Below are 17363 nucleotides of genomic sequence, written 5' to 3'. Positions count from 1 at the left end.
GGTTCACGATTCCTTAAAGACTGTTGATCAGCGTGCTGAAAATGGTTTGTGCCGCCTTGATGATCTGCGACGAGGCGGTGTAATACTGCTGGTACTTGATCAGGCTGGCCGCTTCTTCGTCCAGCGACACGCCTGACACGGCATCACGTGCCGCTTTACTGGTTTCAACAGCGGCGGTGGACGCGGTGACCGAACTTTTAGCCTGGGCCGAACGGGCGCCCATCGTAGACACCAGATCCGCATAAGAACCGGAAAGGCTGGTGCCGACACTGCCGTTGGTGACATCAACGGTCTTGGCGGTCTGTAGGCCAACCACCGCCAGTGCGTTACGGTTATCGGCAGAACCTGCACCTGTCAGGCTGATGCTGAACGTATCGTTGACGAGGGGCGAACCCGACAGCGTCATCTGTACTTCGAAGGCAGCTTTGGTGCTGGGCGTGGTCGAGGTGTTGTAACCGATGCTCAGTTTCACCTCGTTGCTGCGGCCCTGAACGATGGTACCAGCCACGGCATTGCCATTCTGGTCCAGCACCGCAGCGCCGGTCGAATCCACCAGCGAGTAGCTTTGAACACCGGTGCTGCTCGCCGCGCCCATCACCAGTTTCATCGGCGCAGAATCTTTGATTGCGTTGCGCAGATCGGCAGTCTGGGTGCTGTTGTAGATGTCGGCCTTGGTATTGATCACAGGCTGAGTGAAGCCACCCGTACCTGAGTTGCTCGCGCCCGCTGTCGCCGTCAAGGGAGCTGCGGCCGCGATGTCCTTGGGATCGGTCAGCGCTACGCCGATGCTGCTTGCACCGTTACCGGTCGGAGAAACCTTGAAGACGTCCCCCGCAGACACCGCATTGCCGTTGAGGCTCATGCTGAAGCCTTCGAACTGATCCGGCGGCGTCTTGCCGAGTACACCTGCGCCCACGCTTTCGCCGTTGGGCAGACGACGCACCGTAAAATTGGTGGCGTCACTGAAGGTCACTTCGTAATCGTCAGCGGTCAGCTTGCTGGTATTGGTGATCGTAACGTCCAGATTGCCGGAGTTCGCAGAGTTGGTGGTTTTGCCAATGCTGCGATGCGAGATGTTATCGGCGCTGTTGATGCTGGTGTACAGGCCGGTGCCGAAATTGCCTTTGCTGTCGATACCCTGGCTCAGTTGGCTGTTGACCTGATCGGCCAACACCATCGCGACACGACCCAGTTCGTTGGACGATGGAGTCAGCACTTCGGAACGGTAGTCGAGCAGACCGCCGATGGCCCCGTGCTTGAGCACGGAGGTCACATCGGTCTGGGCCTGGCCATACGTAATTTGCAGGTTGTATTGCAGCGGATCGGTGCTGCTGGGGGTCGCTGACAGTTTGTAGGATGTCGCGTTGCTCACCAGCGATTGGCCGGAACCGGTGTAGATGTCGTAGTTACCATTGTTTTCGACCACGTTGACGCCGACCAGCTCATTAAGCTTGCGCACGGCTTCGTTGCGCGAATCCAGCAGCGAGTTGGGCGTGGTGTTGCCGGCCGATGCCTGGGTAATCTGCTTGTTCAGGCTGGCGATGCTGGTCGTCAGGTCATTGACCTGATTGGCGTAGGTGTTCAACTGAGCGTTGACGTTGTCGTTCTGCGACGACAACTGCGAGGCCACCGAGTTGAATCGTGCGCTCAGTGCCGAAGCCTGTGTCAGGAACGACGAACGCTCGGCCGACTGCGTGGAGTTGGTCGCAATGGCCTGCATCTTGGTGAAAAAGTCTGACAGCTGAGCGGCAACGCCCGTTGTGCTGTCGGACAACAGCTTGTCGGTCTTGCCAGCCTGATCGGCATACGCCTTGGCTTCTGCGCTGAGTGCTGTGCTTTTTTGCAATTGGCTATCAAGGAAACTGTTGTAGATGCGACGCACGTCGGACAGCGTGGTGCCGGTGCCGATGTAGCCGACCCCCAAACCAATGTTGATCTGTGCCGACGCCGTGGTCATCACCTGCTGACGCGAGTAACCGGCGGTATCCACGTTGGCCGTGTTGTTACCGATGGTGTTGATCGCGGCACTGCTGGCATTGATACCTGAGAGCCCAATTGAAATCAGCGACATGATTAAAACCTTATAAAGTCGTGGAAGAGCCCGTTGCAGCGGCGTACGTCTGGTAACTCTTCATCTGCTTCGCAATCTGCGAAATCTTGCTGGCATAGTCCGGGTCAGTTGCGTAACCGGCCTTCTGCAATTCTTTTACAAACTGTTCTGGTTTATCGGCCGAATTGACCACTTCTTTATATCGATTGTTGTTTTGCAGCAGGCTGACCAGGTCATGGAAGCTGTCGGCGTAGGAGGTGTAGGAACGGAAGTCCGCCGTCTCCTTGACCATCTTGCCGTCACGGAACTCGCTGGTGATCGCACGGGCTTCCGGCCCCTTCCAACTGCCAGCGGCCTTGATGCCGAACAGGTTGTGACTGCTGCTGCCATCCTGCTGACGCATGATGGATTTGCCCCAGCCGGTTTCCAGTGCAGCCTGTGCCACCAGCATGACCGGATCCACGCCGATACGGGCCGCCGCTTCCTTGGCGAGTGGCAGCATGGTTTCGACGAACTGATCGGCGTTGCTGAATGCACGCTTGGCCGGTGCCAGCGGCGGCTGAGCCATCGTGCGCACGTACTCCGGCGCAGGCGCCAGGTTGGGGTCCATCGTCCAGTCGCCATTCTTGCCGCCAGCCGCAGCAACCGCACGCGACGGCATCGGGCTATTGGCAACATTGGTAGCGGCAGTCGCCGACGGCACGATGCCCGCCAACAATCTGTCAGTGAGCTTGGTCGGCAACGACAGACGACGTGCGTTGAGCAGCGCCATGTCATTGCGCCCTTCTCCGGACGCCGAGGCCGCCGCGGCTGCCTGATCGGCAGCCGCAGAGCGCGTGGCCCACAACGGGCGCTGGTACACATTGGTCGCAAGGCCGGTTTTGGCAGGCGCTGTCGCATCGGCAGGTGCCGCAGCCTTGTCAGCGGGGGCGTGCTGGATGCCCTTGTCCTTGGACAACTGACGCATCAGCACATCCTGCAGACCGATACCGTTGCCTCGGGTCGACAGCGTCACCGCCAACTGCTGGTCATACATGTCCTGATACTGCCGCGTCGCCGCGGTGTTCATTGGGTTGTCCTTGGCCAGCACTTCGTTGGCCGAGCGCATGGCCTTGAGCATCTGGCTGACGAACAGCGACTCGAACTCCTGGGCCACTTTCTTCTGGTTGGCCACACTGTCCTTGTCGCCGTGTTTCAGCGATGCCAGACGATTGACGTCGGTGTAAGCACCCGAGTCGACCGGCGAGGTAATGGCGCCTTTCATCATGTCCATGTGCGCGTCCTCAGATGACGATCAGGTCGGCTTGCAATGCGCCGGCCTGCTTCAAGGCTTCAAGGATGGCCATCAGGTCACCGGGCGCAGCGCCCACCTGATTGACCGCGCGCACAATTTCATCAAGCGTGGTGCCAGGACCGAACTTGAACATCGGGTGCAGTTCCTGCTGCGCATTAACCCGCGAGCGAGGAACTACTGCCGTCTGGCCACCGGACAAGGCGCCCGGCTGGCTGACAATCGGGTCTTCGGTAATGGTCACGGTCAGGCTGCCGTGGGTCACGGCGGCTGGCGATACTTTCACGTTCTGGCCGATCACGATGGTGCCGGTCCGCGAGTTGATGATGACCTTCGCAGCCGTCTGGCCCGGATCGACTTCCAGGTTTTCCAGGATCGACAAGTAGTCGACACGCTGGCCCGGATCCAGAGGCGCGGTCACACGCACCGACCCACCATCGAGTGCCTGAGCCACACCCGGGCCGAGCAACTCGTTGATTTTGTCGACGACGCGCTTGGCCGTGGTGAAGTCGGAACGGTTGAGGTTCAAGGTCAGGGTGTTGCCCTGGTTGAAGCCACTCGGCACTGAACGCTCGACCGAAGCACCGCCCGGGATACGACCCGACGACGGCACGTTTACAGTGATCTTGGAACCGTCACGGCCCTCTGCGTCGAAACCACCCACGACCAGGTTGCCCTGAGCGATGGCGTAGACGTTGCCGTCGACACCTTTCATCGGCGTCATCAACAAGGCACCGCCACGCAGGCTCTTGGAGTTACCGATCGAGGACACGGTGATATCAACGGTCTGGCCCGGTTTGGCGAACGCAGGCAGATCAGCGTACACAGCAACCGCCGCGACGTTTTTCAACTGCACGGTGCCGGATCCGGCAGGCACCTTGATGCCGAACTGCGACAGCATGTTGTTGAAGGTCTGCAGCGTGAACGGCGTCTGAGTGGTCTGGTCACCCGTACCGTTGAGGCCTACCACCAGACCGTAACCGATCAGCTGGTTGGCCCGCACGCCGGAGATGCTCGCGATGTCCTTCAGGCGTTCGGCGTGTACGCCGAACGCTGCGGTCAACAACAAGGTCGCGGCTATCAGTTGCTTGAGCTTGATCATGTCTATCCCGCTATCAGAAAGGGAACAACGGGCTGGCGAAGAACCGGTCGAGCCAGCCTGGCTGGCTGGTGTCGGCAAAGGCTCCGGTCCCCGAATAGGTAATGCGTGCATCGGCAATGCGTGTGGACGGAACAGTGTTATCGGTGGCGATGTCATCGGCACGGATCAGACCGGCAATGCGCACCAGCTCATCACCGGTGTTGAGTGTCATCCACTTCTCGCCACGTACTGACAGAATGCCGTTGGGCAGCACGTCAGCCACAGTCACCGTGACGGAACCGGTCAGACTGTTGCTCTGCGCCGCCTGGCCGCTGCCATCGGTGGAACGCTTGCCGTTGTAGCCAGCGTTCAGGCTCAGATCATTGCCACCAATCGGGTTGTTGGCGGTCAACCCGGAGCCGAACAACGACGTCAGGCCAATGCTGTTGCTGCTGTCTTTCTTCAAGGCGGAGCTGGCTGCCTTGCTCGCCGCCATACGCTCGGAAAGCGTGATGGTGATGATGTCGCCCACCCGGAACGCCTTGCGGTCGCCATACAGGTTCTGCTCGAAGCCTGCCTGATAGATCGCACCGTTGTTGGCCGCAGCCGACATCGGTGTGCGCGGCAACACCGGCGCGTAATAAGGGTCATTGGGCTTGGCGGACGGCGCCACGCAGCCCGACAGCAAAGCGATCCCGCACAATGAAGCGATCAACACTGAGAAACGCGGAACAACACTTAGGTGTTTCATGACACTTGAAACCTCGCGGTGTAACAGACGCTTATCAGGCGCCGCATCGGATTGAGCTTGAGCAACAGGTGGATCAGGGCGTTACAGGTTCTGCGTCAGGTTCTGCAGCATCTGGTCGGCCGTCGAGATCACTTTGGAGTTCATCTCGTAAGCGCGCTGAGTGGTGATCATGTTGACCAACTCCTCAACCGTGCTCACGTTGGAGTTCTCCAGGGTGTTCTGCAGGGTAGGACCGAGGCCGTTCAGGCCTGGCGTGCCGATTTGCGGCGCGCCGCTCGAACCGGTTTCCAGATACAGGTTGCCGCCGATGGCTTGCAGACCAGCCGGGTTGATGAAGTCGGCGGTCTGGATGTTGCCGATGATCTGTGGCGTAGCGGTTGCGCCCGCCAGAGTCACCGAAACCGTACCGTCCTGGCCGACCGTGAAGGTCTGGGCGTTCTGCGGAACGACGATGGCAGGCTCGAGGGCATAACCATTGGCGGTCACGATCTGGCCGTTGGCGTCCAGGTGGAACGTACCGTCGCGGCTGTAGGCCACGGTGCCGTCAGGCTGGGTCACCTGAAAGAAACCACGACCGTTGACAGCCAGGTCGAGCGGATTGTTGGTGGTTTGCAGGCTGCCGGCGGTGAAGTTCTTCTGTGTGCCGACAATGCGCACACCCGTACCCAGTTGCAGGCCGGAAGGCAGTTCGCTGTCCTGAGTGGACTGAGCACCAGGCTGACGCTTGATCTGGTAGAGCAGGTCCTGAAACTCGGCACGATCGCTCTTGAAACCTGTGGTGGAGACGTTCGCCAGGTTGTTGGAGATCGTGGTCAGGTTGGTGTCCTGAGCGGCAAGGCCGGTTTTAGCAACGTAGAGTGCAGGAAGCATGTAGGTTCTCCTCGAGCGCCGGTTTGTCGGCGCAAGCTGTCAATAGTTAGCCAATCTGCAAGACGCGAGCCATCGACTGGTCGTCTTCTTCGGCGGTCTTCATCATCTTGACGTGCAGTTCGAACTGACGGGCCAGGGCCAACACCGACGTCATCTCTTCGACGGCGTTCACGTTGCTGGCCTGCAGAAAACCGGACTCGACCTGAACGTTGGCGTCCACGTCGGCAGGGCGACCGCTTTTGGTATGGATCAGGCCATCAGGCCCCTTCTCCATCGTGTTCAGATCGGGGTTGACCAGCTTGATACGGTCAACCTGGGCCATCACCTGAGGACTTTCACCCAGCGAGCGAATGCTGATGGTGCCGTCGGCACCAATCTCGATCTGCTGCTGAGGCGGCACGGCAATCGGACCACCGTTGCCCATAACCGGCAAACCGCTGCCGTCGCGCAGCACACCCAAGGCATCGATATTCATGCCGGAGCTGCGGGTATAGGCTTCGCCGCCGTCAGGCGTCTGGACCGCAATCCAGCCATTACCCTTGATGGCGATGTCCAGTTCGCGACCGGTCTCCACCATTGCACCGCCGGAAAAGTCAGTACCCGGACGCTCGCTCATGGCATAGGCACGCGAAGGCATGACCTCGCCATACACGGGCATGGAGCGGGCCTGTTCCAGGTCGCGCATGAAACCGTTGGTCGAGACGTTTGCCAGGTTGTTGGCATGGGCCTTTTGCGCAATCGCGTTTTCAGACGCACCGCTCATTGCGACGTAAAGCAACTTGTCCACAGTCTTCCTCCTCCGACAGACGCTTGCCGCCTGTAGCTGTTCTGACAGGGAGAAAGCAATTTTTGAACCAACTTCGCAGGATTTAGTTAATCGCTTGATTAACCAGCAAAAACGGGAACACACGAGCTGCGTTTAGGCAAATAGCCATCCGATAGCGGCGGCGGACTGCCGCCTGCCGATCACCACGCCCGACGTACCGCCAAAAAAACTTCGCCGAGCCGTTATGGGGACGAGTGCGCAGTGATAATCTTGCAGCCATTACCACCCCAATCATGGGAATCGACATGCCTGCTCGCACCTGGATTATCGGCATCGTCACTGCCAGCTTGACGACTGCCGCCCTGCTCGCCCAGGCAGCTCCCGCGCATTACTACAAATGGCAGGGTGACAGCCGCATCGTCTGCGCCCAGACCAGCCCGGGGCCCGGCTGGACGCGACTGAAAGGCCATTTCGTCAAATCCGACTGCTCTATCTGAAAGGCCTTTGATCAGGTCGACTGGATCAGGGTCTGCATCAGCGTCACCTCTGTAGAGATCGCTTTCGAGTTGGCCTGATAGGCCGTTTGCGCCTGGATCAACTCGATAAGTTCATCGGCCAGTTCTACGTTGGAGCCCTCCAGCGCTCCCCCGATGATGCTGCCCAGCGTGCCAATACCAGGGGCATCAAAATCCGCTGTGCCCGACTCGCTGGTTTCCCTCCAACGCGTATCGCTGCGCGGCTGCAGGCCATGAGGATTGGCAAAGCTGGCGAGCATCACCTGACCGATATTCTTGTTCATGCCATTGGTGAACCCGGCGCGCAGAATGCCGTCACGCCCAACGGTCAAACCGCTCAGCTCTCCGGCAGCGTTACCGTCCACCTGCTGCGAAACGCGCGAGGAAGCGGCGTTATGCTGATGCAACTGAGTGAAATCCAGAGCAATCCCGTTTGCACTGCCCGCCGCGCCATTGGATACCCAGCGTTCACGCCGGGTACCTGGATCAGTGACCATTGCCGGCACCCACCCTTCCAGTTGAAGGCTGTGGCCATTGCTGCTCAAGCCTGCGGAACCCATCAGCGATTGCACCGAACCGTCGGCGCCAAACACGATGTTGGCGGTCAGCGGCTCAGTGGAATCGGGTGACTGCGGATTTCTATGGTCAACGAGAACATGCATGCGCCAACTGTTGTTGCCGTCCTTGACGAAATACTGCCGCAATTGGTGCTGATTACCCTGGCTGTCATAAATCGGCGTGTCGAAGGCTCGGGTGTAAGTATTCAAGTCCGCTGCATTGAAAGGCGGCACAGGACGAGGCATCACGGCGTCCTCTGGATCGAGCAGACTGGAAGCACCATCGGTCAACTGCAACGAAACAGCACCCCCGCTGGCAGCCCCACTGCTCACCCAACGACCGTCGACCTGCTTTGCAGGAATCCAGCCGAGCAATGAAAACTCGGTGTCGGATACCTTGTCGATGTGCTGAGGGTTGCCGTTGTAAATCAGCTTGCCATCGGGCAACTGCTCAAGCGCAACCTGCAGCGGCGTTACGCTGGAGGGATCCACCGGATTGCGACCGTCCACCAGTACGTACATGGACCACTGGTTGTCATGGGTCTTGACCAGGTATTGCTTGAGCTCATGATCAGCCCCGGGCAGCGAGCCATCGCCCTGGTCCTGAACGGTACGTGCAGTGACCCGTGTGTACGTCGAAGGATCGGCAGGGTCGAAAGCCGGCAGTCGGGCAAGTGACGCAGACGAGGCATCCAGGTTGATGGTTTCGGCGATACGCGTCGTTGCCTTGGGGGCAACATTGGAGGTATCGATTTTCAAGTCAGTGCGAATGCCGCTCATGATGTCACCCTTGTCATTGGCGGCATATCCCTGCAAGCGCCCGCCTTCGCTGTCGATCACAAAATCGGCGGCATCTTTGACGAACGCTCCGGACCGCGTATAGGCAAGAGAGCCACGGTCGCTGACGACAAAAAAGCCGTCGCCCTGGATACGCATGTCCAACGGATTGCCTGAGGTAGTAACGCTGTCGCCTTGATCGAAATTCTGCTGCACGCTGGCCAGGCGCACACCGTCACCGACAGCGTGCCGGCCACTGCCCAGGTGAGCCGATGAATACAGCGCGGCAAACTGGGCGCGCGACGATTTGAAACCTACAGTGCCTGCGTTGGCGATGTTATTACCCGTAACTTCCAGGCGTTTGTTTGCCGCCTTAATACCGCTAATCGCTAGCGTGAATGACATGAGTACTCCCTTGCCGTAAACGACACTTTGTAGAGGAGTTTTTATTCTCACATCATGATGCGTAGGAAGTTTCTATGTAGCCTGAGTGACCGATCCGTAACATGACTTAATGAATAATGAATCACCCAAAAACAAAAAAGCCCCTTTTATAAGGGGCTTCTTGTCAGTCACACAACAGACATTATCAGCTCATCTGAATAGTGGTCTGCATGATCGTGCTTTGTGTGGAAATCGTCTTCGCGTTCGCCTGGTAGTTGCTCTGCGCCTTGATCAGGTTAACAAGCTCCATTGTCAGGTCCACGTTCGACTCTTCCAGTGCCTGGCCGGTGATGTAACCCAAAGTGCCGGACTGCGGAGTACCACTGACCGGAACGCCCGAGGCAAAGGTTTCACGCCAGTTGGTGCCGCCCGCCTGCGCCAGACCCTGTACGTTGGCGAAGTTGGTGAGCGACGTCTGGCCGATCACCTGCGACTTGCCGTTGGTGTAGGTCGCGAACAGGTTGCCGGTCGCGTCCACGCTCATTGCACTGAGCTGGCCAGTGGCGTAGCCATCCTGATCCTGGGTGATCAGACCCGATACCGAAGCGGTCTGGGTGATGCCAGACATGTTCAGCTTAATGGTGTCCGCACCAGCGGCGCCGTTCGGAACCCAAGCGGTGGTAGTGCCCGAACCGGTCTGTACGCCTGGCACCCAGTTGTCGATAGTGAAAGTGCCGTCTGTGTTGAACGAGATGTTCGCGCTGTTGGTGGGCACAGCGCCAGGCGCTGTCACGACCAGATTGCCGCCCGAATCGAAGGTCAGGTCATTCTTGTCAGGGGTAGTGGTGGTCGGATTGGCGATGCTGCGGCCATCCATCAGCGAGTACATCGACCAGGTATTGGTGCCGGTCTTGACGAAGTACTGGTCCAGGGTGTGCGAATTGCCCTGAGAGTCGTAAGTCGGCGTGCTGTACTTCATGTTGTAGCTTTTGGTGTCCGTGGCGTCGAACGTCGTGAGGCTCGGATTTGCAGTGACCGAATTCAGGTTGGCGACGTTGGTAATCGAGGCGGTCGGTTTAGGCTCAAGGTTCGACGAGTCTACTCGCAGATCGCTCAGCGCACCGGTCACGACGCTGCCATTGGCATCGACGTTGTAACCTTGCAGTTTCATGCCGCCACTGTTGACGACAAAACCTTCCTTGTCGGTGTGAAATGCACCGGCACGGGTGTACAACTTCTCGCCGTTGTTGCTCAGCATGAAGAAGCCGTTGCCGTTGATGGCAAGGTCAAGGCTGTTGGCAGTGCCCGTGGTCAGGTTGCCCTGAGAGAACTGCTGGGAAACCGCGGCAGTGGAAACACCGCTGCCCACGTTGGTCTGGCCGGACGTACCGCGAATCGACTGCGCGTACTGGTCGGCAAATTCTGCACGGGACGATTTGAAACCTGTGGTCGCTACGTTGGCAATGTTGTTGCCGGTAACGTCGAGACTCTTGTTTGCAGCATAGAGCCCACTAAGACCGATATTGAAAGACATATTCCACTCCTGCGCCGTCTAGTCGGCTCTACAATCCGATGGTTTGAACTTTGGACAGGGCAACACTGCCGCTGGCCAGGTTGAGCTTTGTTTCCGCACCGTTGATGCCCAGCGTCACGCTGTTGACCGTCGCAGGCAGGTAGGTGGTGAACTGGGTATTCTTGCCTTCGACCGAACCTGCAGCCGTGAAGCTGTAAGTGCCGGCGGGAGCCACAGTGCCATCGCTGGCCGTGCCGTCCCAGGCAAAGCTGGCCGAACCTGCAGGCAGCGTGCCGAGATCGACGGTGTTGACCAGATTGGACTGGGCGTCGTAAATCTTGACGCTCGTGGCAGCGCTGGTCGCAGGAACCGCGACGGTGCCGATCATGCCCTTGGCCGTATCGACGGAGGTGGAGCCCGCATCGATGATCACCGAACGACCCACCAGCGATGACGCTTGCAGCGCCTGGGTAGACTGGTTGCTGCCAGCGATCGAATCGACCGTCTTGGTCAGGTTCTGCAGGCTTTCAACGCTGCTGAACTGTGCCAGTTGTGCCACGAACTCAGTGTTGTCCTGAGGATCCAGAGGGTTCTGGTTCTTCATCTGCGTGACCAGCAACTGCAGGAAGGAATCCTTGCCCAACGTGCTCGTCGAATCGGTTTTCGTCGGCGTCGGGTTCTGAAGCGAGTTTACAAAACTCGTCGATACATTGTTTTCAACGGCCATATCTTTCGCCTTCTATCACTGACCGAGGGTCAGAACCTTCTGCATCATGGATTTTGCGGTGTTCATGATTTCCGCGTTGGTCTGGAACGAACGACTGGCGGAAATCATGTCGGCCATTTCTTCCACGACATTGACGTTGGGGTAGTAGACGTACCCGTTCTTGTCAGCCGAAGGATGATTGGGCTCGTAGCGCGCTTCGAGGTTGGAGCTGTCTTCGATGATGCCATTGACCTGAACACCCTGCCCGGCCTCGCCCTGATCCTGGAACAGGGAGCCACCCGTGGACTGCTGACCCTGCATCACGGTGGCAAACACCGGATGACGGGCGCGGTAGGTGGCGTCTGCGCTCGAGGAAACGGTCTCGGCGTTGGCGATGTTACTGGCCGTAGTGTTCAGACGCGTGGTCTGGGCACTCATGGCGCTACCGGCAATGTTGAACACATTGGCTAGTGACATGAATTACTCTCCGCGAAGGGCTGCAACCAGCCCCTTGAATTTGCTGTTGAGCAAGGTGAAGCTGGCCTGAAAGCCCATCGCGTTCTCGGTGTAGCTGGCCTGCTCGACCTGGGAATCAACGGTGTTCTGGTCAAGCGACGGCTGCGACGGGGTGCGGTACATCAGCGTTCCGTCCTGGTTGCCCATGCCTTCGGCTTCGATGTGACGACTGTTGGTCTTGTTCAACGCAAAGTGGCCGTTCTGGACCTTGTCGTTTTCGGCAGCCAGCACCGACGAGAAGTCCAGATCGCGGGCCTTGAAGTTCGGGGTATCGGCGTTGGAAATGTTGTTGGCCAACACCTCTGCACGCTGAGCCCGGAAGTTGAGGGCCTTTTCGTGAATGCCTAGCGCTTTATCGAAACTGATGCTCATGTCGGGAAACCTTTGCCGGTTGACCTGATTCTGTTGTCACTGACAAAGCAATCGGCGTGCCACTTCTCAAAACCCAATGATTACGGGGATTGCAGCCGGTGGCAAAGCGGCAATGCCAGAAAAGCGGCAAGGCATTTCCGCTGTAAAGAGGTAAAGCGGCAAGGCGGGTGCCGTTTTTTTGCCAGTATTCGCTTTAACGGTGTTCATGGCTTAAGACAACCCGACAGCATGCTTGCCACCTAGTCGAGGGATCCTGACGCAGGAAGAAAAAGCCTTGTCTGAACTGAAAGTCCTCTGCCCACGGCAGCCAATTATGATAAATAGGCTCGCGGCTGGGAAAGTCGCCACTCAAGCGCACGGTTAAATGGAGTTCGGAATGTCTGGCATGGAGCCTCCCGCAACAAAAAGCCTCATCCATATGCAGGACATCTGCCAGGCCTATTCGATAGGCAGCCACTCACTTCATGCCCTCAAAAACGTCTCCCTTGCGATTCAACGCGGCCAGACTTGCGCGATCCTGGGTGCCTCGGGGTCGGGCAAAAGCACGCTACTCAATATTTTGGGCCTGCTCGATAAGCCCGCATCAGGCCAGTTCCACTTCGGGACGCAGAACATGAATGACGCAACCACCGAGGAGCGCGCACGCCTGCGCAATACCGAAATCGGCTTCGTCTTTCAAAGCTTCAATCTTTTGCCCCGGCTGACAGCGCTGGATAACGTTGCTTTACCGCTATTTTACAAAGGCTATCCAAGGCCGCTGGCGCGCGAGCACGCACGTACACAGATAGAGCGCGTCGGTCTGGGTGATCGCATGAAACACAGGCCTGCGGATCTCTCCGGGGGCCAGCGCCAACGAATAGCCATTGCCCGAGCCCTCGTGTGTGAGCCTGCCCTGATTCTGGCCGATGAGCCTACCGGTAATCTGGACCGATCTACGGCAGATGACGTAATGGCGTTGCTACTGGCCTTGAATCGGGAAAGAGGCGCGACACTCATCGTGGTCACCCATGACCCCAACCTGGCTGAACGCATGGAGCGCTGTTTTGAGGTTCGGGATGGCGAGGTTGCAGAACGCCACTCGCAACGAGACCGGCTCAATGCATGAGCCTGCAAACGGTTACGGCCCTTCACTCCTGCATGCCTTGATTGAATCGCTGGACAGCTTGCGTCTGCTGGGGCGTCGATCATTGCTGGCATTACTGGGCATAGCGGTCGGTTGCGCAGCGATTGTTGCACTGCTGAATGTCGGTGCGAGCGCGGCCAATGAAGCCATAAGTGCCTTTAAAGGGATGGGTACAGAGACAATGGTCGCCTCATTCCCTTATTCGCCCGATCAAAAAAAGCCATTGCCCGCCACAATGGATACGCTGGCGTTACTTGAAGCGATCCCGATAATCGCTCAAGTAGCACCGACCATTTTCTACTCTGCGCGTATTCGCCATGCAGGCAGGCATGTGGATGCAAGCGTCATTGGAACAACCTCGGGCCTGGCCGATGTGATGGGTGTGACGCTTTCCAGGGGCCGCTTTTTGTCGATGTTCGATCAAGACGCAACCTATGCGGTAATCGGACATAACGTAGCCAAGGCATTTGGCATGGCGTCACCCGGCAAGCCCTTCGAACAAGGCATGAAACTGCAGATTGACCACTATCTGTATACCGTGATCGGCATCGCGGCTCCCCACCTCGACAACCCGATGATTGCCATTCAGGTCGATGAATCGGTATTCGTGCCCATAGAAGGTATGCGCCGAATACAATCTGCGCCGCAGATAAGTAGCGTACTCGCCAAGGCTCGAGACACCGTCGCTATCGAAACCGATGCCGAAGCGTTTCGCCATTATTTGCAACAGATGACGCAGGGACGTGAGGTAGAGGTTCAAGTCCCCCAACAGCTCATAGAAGGCCTGACGCGGCAAGCCAGCACTTTTTCCTACCTGCTTGCCGGGCTGGGAGGCATCTCGCTGCTGGTAGGCGGTGCAGGTGTGATGAACGTCATGCTGATGAGCGTTTCCGAGCGCCGCCGGGAAATTGGTGTCCGGATGGCCATAGGCGCAAGGCCACGTGATATCCGCATATTGTTTCTGCTTGAAGCCGCATGCCTGTCCGTTGCGGGCGCGATGATCGGTGCATTGACAGGGCTTGCCTGTGCCTACGGATTTGTACGCTTTTCAGGATGGACGTTTGTGCTGGCCAAAGAGTCGTTGCCTCTGGGTGTCGGCAGTTCATTGATCGTGGGCCTGTTCTTTGGCCTGTATCCCGCATTGTCGGCAGCGCGCATGCAGCCGGTACAGGCATTGCGCGATGACTAAATCGATACTTTTTCTCTGTGTGGCGATATGCAGCGTTAAGGTGCATGCCATGCAGGCGTTAGCACCGTCAGAAGCAACCATGCCGCAACAGCGATCAGTCACGTTGAGTCAGGAAATGATCAATCTGACCCTTGCCGATGCAGTTTTCCTGGGTTTGCGTAATAACCGCTCCATCAAAAGCGCTTACCTGGGGCGTCTGGCACAGAAATTCGACCTGCGCGTCTCCGAAGATATTTTTACGCCCAAACTTGTGCTGAGCGGCAGCTACCTGGCCTCGCGCAATCAAAGCGACCGCTATCGCCAAAGTCAGGTTGCACCGACGACGACCATGCTCGGCGAGTTCGGCACCCGGTTCAGTCTGTCCTGGACCAATCAGTTAACCACGGCCAATGCTGCAGGACGGGCCGGAAATGACGGCACCACATTCACCATCATTCAACCGTTGCTGCGCGGCGCAGGTCGCGATGTGGCCACCGCCCCGGTAAGACTGGCGAGGCTTTCCGAGCTCATCAATCGGCTTAGCCTGAAATCGACCGTGTCACAGACCGTCACCCAGGTCATTACCGCTTACCGCGATCTGTTGCGCGCGCAGGAACAGTTACGCATTGCTCAAGATGCTCTGGCCCGCTCCCGCCAACTACTGGAGGTGAATCAGGCCATGATCGATGCAGGACGGATGGCCGCTTTCGAAATCGTGCAAACGGAGGCGGATGTTGCTTCACAGGAACTGGGAACCGAAGAAGCCGCCAACCAGCTCGACTCCAGCCGCCTTGAGCTCTTGCGTCTGCTGGCCCTGAATCAGGAAACCCGAGTGCTCGCCGTCGAAAGTCTGGAAGCCCGGCGCATGGAGCTCAGTCGCTCGCAGGCCATGAAGACCGCGCTGGAGCAGCAGCCCGACTACCTTGGACAACTGATTGCCAATAAGCAGGCCTCCATTAACCTTCTGGTCGCCCGCAATGATCGGCTTTGGGACGTCTCGTTAGTGGGAGGCGCAAGCCAGGTCAGTAATTTTTATACCGATGTTCAGGGAAGGGACTCCGATCGACGCTGGGAAGGCTATGCAGGCGTACAGGTCGAAATTCCCATCGGCGACCTGAGCCGTAAACAAAATGCCGTGCGTGCTCAAGTCAACGTCGAAAATCAAGAACTCCTTCTCACCGAGGCCAGGCAAATCCTTGAGCGTGACGTAGGGGACGCCGTTCGCAACATCGGGACCCGCTGGCGTCAATATGAAATTTCAATACGCGCACGCGACCTCTCGCGTCGCAAGCTGGAAATCGAACGCGACAAGCTTCAAGTCGGCCGATCCAGCAACTTTCAGGTACTGAGTTTCGAGGCTGACTTGCGCAACGCAGAAAGCGCCAGCGTCGATGCCCTCATCGCCTACCTCAATGCCAAGACCCAGTTGGACCAGACCCTGGGCACAACGCTGGAGAGCTGGGACATTGCCCTCAATGACTGAACGTCTCAAATCCATTCGTCATTCGCCGCGCATGTGGCTGATGAGTGCGCTGCTGATCGCTGCATCTGTCACGGCAATCATGCTGCATCGCTCAACGCCCGCGCAGCCTGCCGAATCCCAGTGGGTCAGGATCGATTATCAACCGCTGGAAAAAAGCCTGGGGCTGGTGGGACGAATCGAGTCCGCCGCTCAACAGACTGTCTCGGCACCGTTCGAGGGTGTCGTACAAACAATCAATGTCATGGAAGGTCAGCGTATAGAACGCGGTCAGACAATGCTCACGCTGGACACTGCCTTGCTGGATATTCAACTGAGGTCGGCGTTATCCGACACACTCAAGGCCAGACGCAACGTGCGAGAACTGGAGGGTTGGGCGAACGGTCAGGAAGTGGCTCGTGCCAAGCGCACGGTTTCAACCATTCAATTCAACCTGAGTGATAACGAACGCAAGCTGAAAGAAACTCAAGCCCTGTTTGCGCGAGGCATCGTACCTCGCATGGAGCTCGATGCGCTGGAACAGCAACGCGAGACGCTTAGACTCGACTTGCTCGCCGCGCAGTCGGAAATCAAGGAAACCCTGAAGAAAGGCGAAGGCGAATACCGCCAGATCGCCGACATGGAGCTGGCTAACGCACAGTCACGTTACGAGTCATTATTGGCACTTCAAGCTCAGAAAGAGTTGAAAGCGCCCTTTTCAGGCGTGGTGATCCGGGCACGCACCTCCCAGGAAAACAATTCGACCACGGCCTTTGCTCAGACAGGAACGCGCGTCAATCAAGGAGCGGCCCTGTTTGATCTGGTCAATCTCGAAGCATTTCAGGTCGCTGCGCGGGTCGAAGAAAGCGACGTCCATCAAGTGAGTGAAGGCATGCCGGCGCAAATAACCGGCGATGGGTTTGCAGGCCTTGTGTTAAAGGGTCAGATCCGCTCGGTGGGGACCAGGGGGATTAACGTGGAATCGCAAACCGGAGGCGCAAGTTATGAAATCATCGCATCAACCCCTGCGCTTGAGCCGGAGCAGCAAAAACGGTTGAGACTGGGCATGAGCGCCAGGCTCGACATTGTGACTTATCGACGCGAACGCGGCCTGGTTGTACCCCCAGACGCGATCTTGCGAACTGGCCCAACTCATACAACTGTCATCTACCGCTCAGCACCCGCCGATAACGAGAAACACATCGTCGTTACGACAGGCCACGCTATGCCCGACGGCGTGGAAGTGTTCGGTATTGAACCTGGCTACATCAAACTAACGAATGCGACCACCCACTAAAGAGTGGTGTTTTTTAACGTTTACACTTTTCCAGTTTTTACCTGTGGTAGAGTCCTCCCTGCAAAAGGACTTCGACCGCCATTAGCTTAGTTGATGGCAACACAGGGAGAGTGATGCAGTGCACCCTACTTAGCGACCTGCTTCCTTCTCGGACAGCATTTGCCCCT

Annotated in this window: 16 protein-coding genes; 5 read left to right on the top strand and 11 right to left on the bottom strand. The window is 57.8% G+C overall.

Annotation, left to right across the window (positions count from 1 at the left end; translation table 11 throughout):
• Window positions 1-13: 13 nt before the first annotated feature.
• The 6 genes from flgK to ALP40_RS15620 form a co-directional block, all read right to left on the bottom strand.
• The gene (flgK, locus tag ALP40_RS15645) at window positions 14-2071 is read right to left on the bottom strand and encodes a flagellar hook-associated protein FlgK (RefSeq protein WP_122209136.1); all 2058 of its coding nucleotides are present in this window, start codon (window positions 2069-2071) and stop codon (window positions 14-16) included.
• Between the two features lie 10 nt (window positions 2072-2081).
• A complete protein-coding gene (gene flgJ, locus ALP40_RS15640) occupies window positions 2082-3323 on the bottom strand; it encodes a flagellar assembly peptidoglycan hydrolase FlgJ (RefSeq protein WP_122209135.1) in 1242 nt (413 codons plus the stop codon).
• Between the two features lie 10 nt (window positions 3324-3333).
• Entirely contained in the window at window positions 3334-4443 is a 1110-nt protein-coding gene (locus tag ALP40_RS15635) for a flagellar basal body P-ring protein FlgI (protein ID WP_122209134.1), read from the bottom strand.
• Between the two features lie 13 nt (window positions 4444-4456).
• Window positions 4457-5173 carry a flagellar basal body L-ring protein FlgH gene (gene flgH, locus ALP40_RS15630; protein ID WP_122209133.1) on the bottom strand — a complete coding sequence of 239 codons (717 nt, stop codon included), beginning with the start codon at window positions 5171-5173 and terminating at the stop codon, window positions 4457-4459.
• Window positions 5174-5254: 81 nt separating this feature from the next.
• Window positions 5255-6043 (bottom strand): flagellar basal-body rod protein FlgG, encoded by a 789-nt coding sequence (gene flgG, locus ALP40_RS15625; protein WP_002554310.1) that lies wholly within the window; start codon window positions 6041-6043, stop codon window positions 5255-5257.
• 46 nt (window positions 6044-6089) lie between these two features.
• Window positions 6090-6830 carry a flagellar basal body rod protein FlgF gene (locus ALP40_RS15620; protein ID WP_122209132.1) on the bottom strand — a complete coding sequence of 247 codons (741 nt, stop codon included), beginning with the start codon at window positions 6828-6830 and terminating at the stop codon, window positions 6090-6092.
• A gap of 284 nt (window positions 6831-7114) precedes the next feature.
• Here ALP40_RS15620 and ALP40_RS15615 point away from each other — a divergent pair, with 284 nt between their 5' ends.
• A complete protein-coding gene (locus ALP40_RS15615; protein WP_122209131.1) occupies window positions 7115-7306 on the top strand; it encodes a hypothetical protein in 192 nt (63 codons plus the stop codon).
• A gap of 11 nt (window positions 7307-7317) precedes the next feature.
• On the opposite strand, the gene ALP40_RS15610 is transcribed toward ALP40_RS15615, so the two are convergent.
• The 5 genes from ALP40_RS15610 to flgB all read right to left on the bottom strand — a co-directional run bounded on the left by ALP40_RS15610 (window position 7318) and on the right by flgB (window position 12149).
• Entirely contained in the window at window positions 7318-9063 is a 1746-nt protein-coding gene (locus ALP40_RS15610; RefSeq protein WP_122209130.1) for a flagellar hook-basal body complex protein, read from the bottom strand.
• Between the two features lie 184 nt (window positions 9064-9247).
• On the bottom strand, window positions 9248-10576 hold the full coding sequence (gene flgE / locus ALP40_RS15605; protein ID WP_122209129.1) for a flagellar hook protein FlgE: 1329 nt from the start codon (window positions 10574-10576) through the stop codon (window positions 9248-9250).
• A gap of 28 nt (window positions 10577-10604) precedes the next feature.
• Entirely contained in the window at window positions 10605-11282 is a 678-nt protein-coding gene (locus tag ALP40_RS15600) for a flagellar hook assembly protein FlgD (RefSeq protein WP_122209128.1), read from the bottom strand.
• Between the two features lie 15 nt (window positions 11283-11297).
• Window positions 11298-11738, bottom strand: coding sequence for a flagellar basal body rod protein FlgC (flgC, locus tag ALP40_RS15595; protein WP_004880711.1), 441 nt, complete (start codon window positions 11736-11738; stop codon window positions 11298-11300).
• A gap of 3 nt (window positions 11739-11741) precedes the next feature.
• Entirely contained in the window at window positions 11742-12149 is a 408-nt protein-coding gene (gene flgB, locus ALP40_RS15590; RefSeq protein ID WP_004880709.1) for a flagellar basal body rod protein FlgB, read from the bottom strand.
• A gap of 376 nt (window positions 12150-12525) precedes the next feature.
• Between flgB and ALP40_RS15585 the strand changes: the two genes are divergently transcribed.
• Genes ALP40_RS15585 through ALP40_RS15570 form a run of 4 tightly spaced genes read left to right on the top strand, consistent with a single transcriptional unit; the run spans window position 12526 to window position 17196 of the window.
• Window positions 12526-13254 carry an ABC transporter ATP-binding protein gene (locus tag ALP40_RS15585; RefSeq protein ID WP_409077527.1) on the top strand — a complete coding sequence of 243 codons (729 nt, stop codon included), beginning with the start codon at window positions 12526-12528 and terminating at the stop codon, window positions 13252-13254.
• Entirely contained in the window at window positions 13247-14461 is a 1215-nt protein-coding gene (locus tag ALP40_RS15580; RefSeq protein WP_122209127.1) for an ABC transporter permease, read from the top strand. Before ALP40_RS15585 ends, ALP40_RS15580 begins: the two co-directional genes overlap by 8 nt.
• Window positions 14454-15923, top strand: coding sequence for a TolC family protein (locus ALP40_RS15575; protein ID WP_122209126.1), 1470 nt, complete (start codon window positions 14454-14456; stop codon window positions 15921-15923). Before ALP40_RS15580 ends, ALP40_RS15575 begins: the two co-directional genes overlap by 8 nt.
• A 40-nt stretch (window positions 15924-15963) precedes the next feature.
• The gene (locus ALP40_RS15570; protein WP_236441513.1) at window positions 15964-17196 is read left to right on the top strand and encodes an HlyD family secretion protein; all 1233 of its coding nucleotides are present in this window, start codon (window positions 15964-15966) and stop codon (window positions 17194-17196) included.
• Window positions 17197-17363: the final 167 nt, after the last annotated feature.

This window comes from Pseudomonas viridiflava (assembly GCF_003702045.1).
Classification (GTDB): domain Bacteria; phylum Pseudomonadota; class Gammaproteobacteria; order Pseudomonadales; family Pseudomonadaceae; genus Aquipseudomonas; species Aquipseudomonas viridiflava_C.
Note: the sequence above shows the minus strand (reverse complement) of the source record. Positions and strands in the feature narration are given on the sequence as shown.

Excerpts from the sequence above, each read along its gene's own strand:
- ALP40_RS15615 (WP_122209131.1), top strand. The coding sequence starts at position 7,115 with ATGCCTGCTCGCACCTGGATTATCGGCATCGTCACTGCCAGCTTGACG.
- ALP40_RS15585 (WP_409077527.1), top strand. The coding sequence starts at position 12,526 with ATGTCTGGCATGGAGCCTCCCGCAACAAAAAGCCTCATCCATATGCAG.
- ALP40_RS15610 (WP_122209130.1), bottom strand. The coding sequence starts at position 9,063 with ATGTCATTCACGCTAGCGATTAGCGGTATTAAGGCGGCAAACAAACGC.
- ALP40_RS15635 (WP_122209134.1), bottom strand. The coding sequence starts at position 4,443 with ATGATCAAGCTCAAGCAACTGATAGCCGCGACCTTGTTGTTGACCGCA.
- ALP40_RS15575 (WP_122209126.1), top strand. The coding sequence starts at position 14,454 with ATGACTAAATCGATACTTTTTCTCTGTGTGGCGATATGCAGCGTTAAG.
- flgK (WP_122209136.1), bottom strand. The coding sequence starts at position 2,071 with ATGTCGCTGATTTCAATTGGGCTCTCAGGTATCAATGCCAGCAGTGCC.
- flgH (WP_122209133.1), bottom strand. The coding sequence starts at position 5,173 with ATGAAACACCTAAGTGTTGTTCCGCGTTTCTCAGTGTTGATCGCTTCA.
- ALP40_RS15600 (WP_122209128.1), bottom strand. The coding sequence starts at position 11,282 with ATGGCCGTTGAAAACAATGTATCGACGAGTTTTGTAAACTCGCTTCAG.
- flgG (WP_002554310.1), bottom strand. The coding sequence starts at position 6,043 with ATGCTTCCTGCACTCTACGTTGCTAAAACCGGCCTTGCCGCTCAGGAC.
- flgE (WP_122209129.1), bottom strand. The coding sequence starts at position 10,576 with ATGTCTTTCAATATCGGTCTTAGTGGGCTCTATGCTGCAAACAAGAGT.
- flgC (WP_004880711.1), bottom strand. The coding sequence starts at position 11,738 with ATGTCACTAGCCAATGTGTTCAACATTGCCGGTAGCGCCATGAGTGCC.
- ALP40_RS15580 (WP_122209127.1), top strand. The coding sequence starts at position 13,247 with ATGCATGAGCCTGCAAACGGTTACGGCCCTTCACTCCTGCATGCCTTG.
- flgJ (WP_122209135.1), bottom strand. The coding sequence starts at position 3,323 with ATGGACATGATGAAAGGCGCCATTACCTCGCCGGTCGACTCGGGTGCT.
- flgB (WP_004880709.1), bottom strand. The coding sequence starts at position 12,149 with ATGAGCATCAGTTTCGATAAAGCGCTAGGCATTCACGAAAAGGCCCTC.
- ALP40_RS15570 (WP_236441513.1), top strand. The coding sequence starts at position 15,964 with ATGAGTGCGCTGCTGATCGCTGCATCTGTCACGGCAATCATGCTGCAT.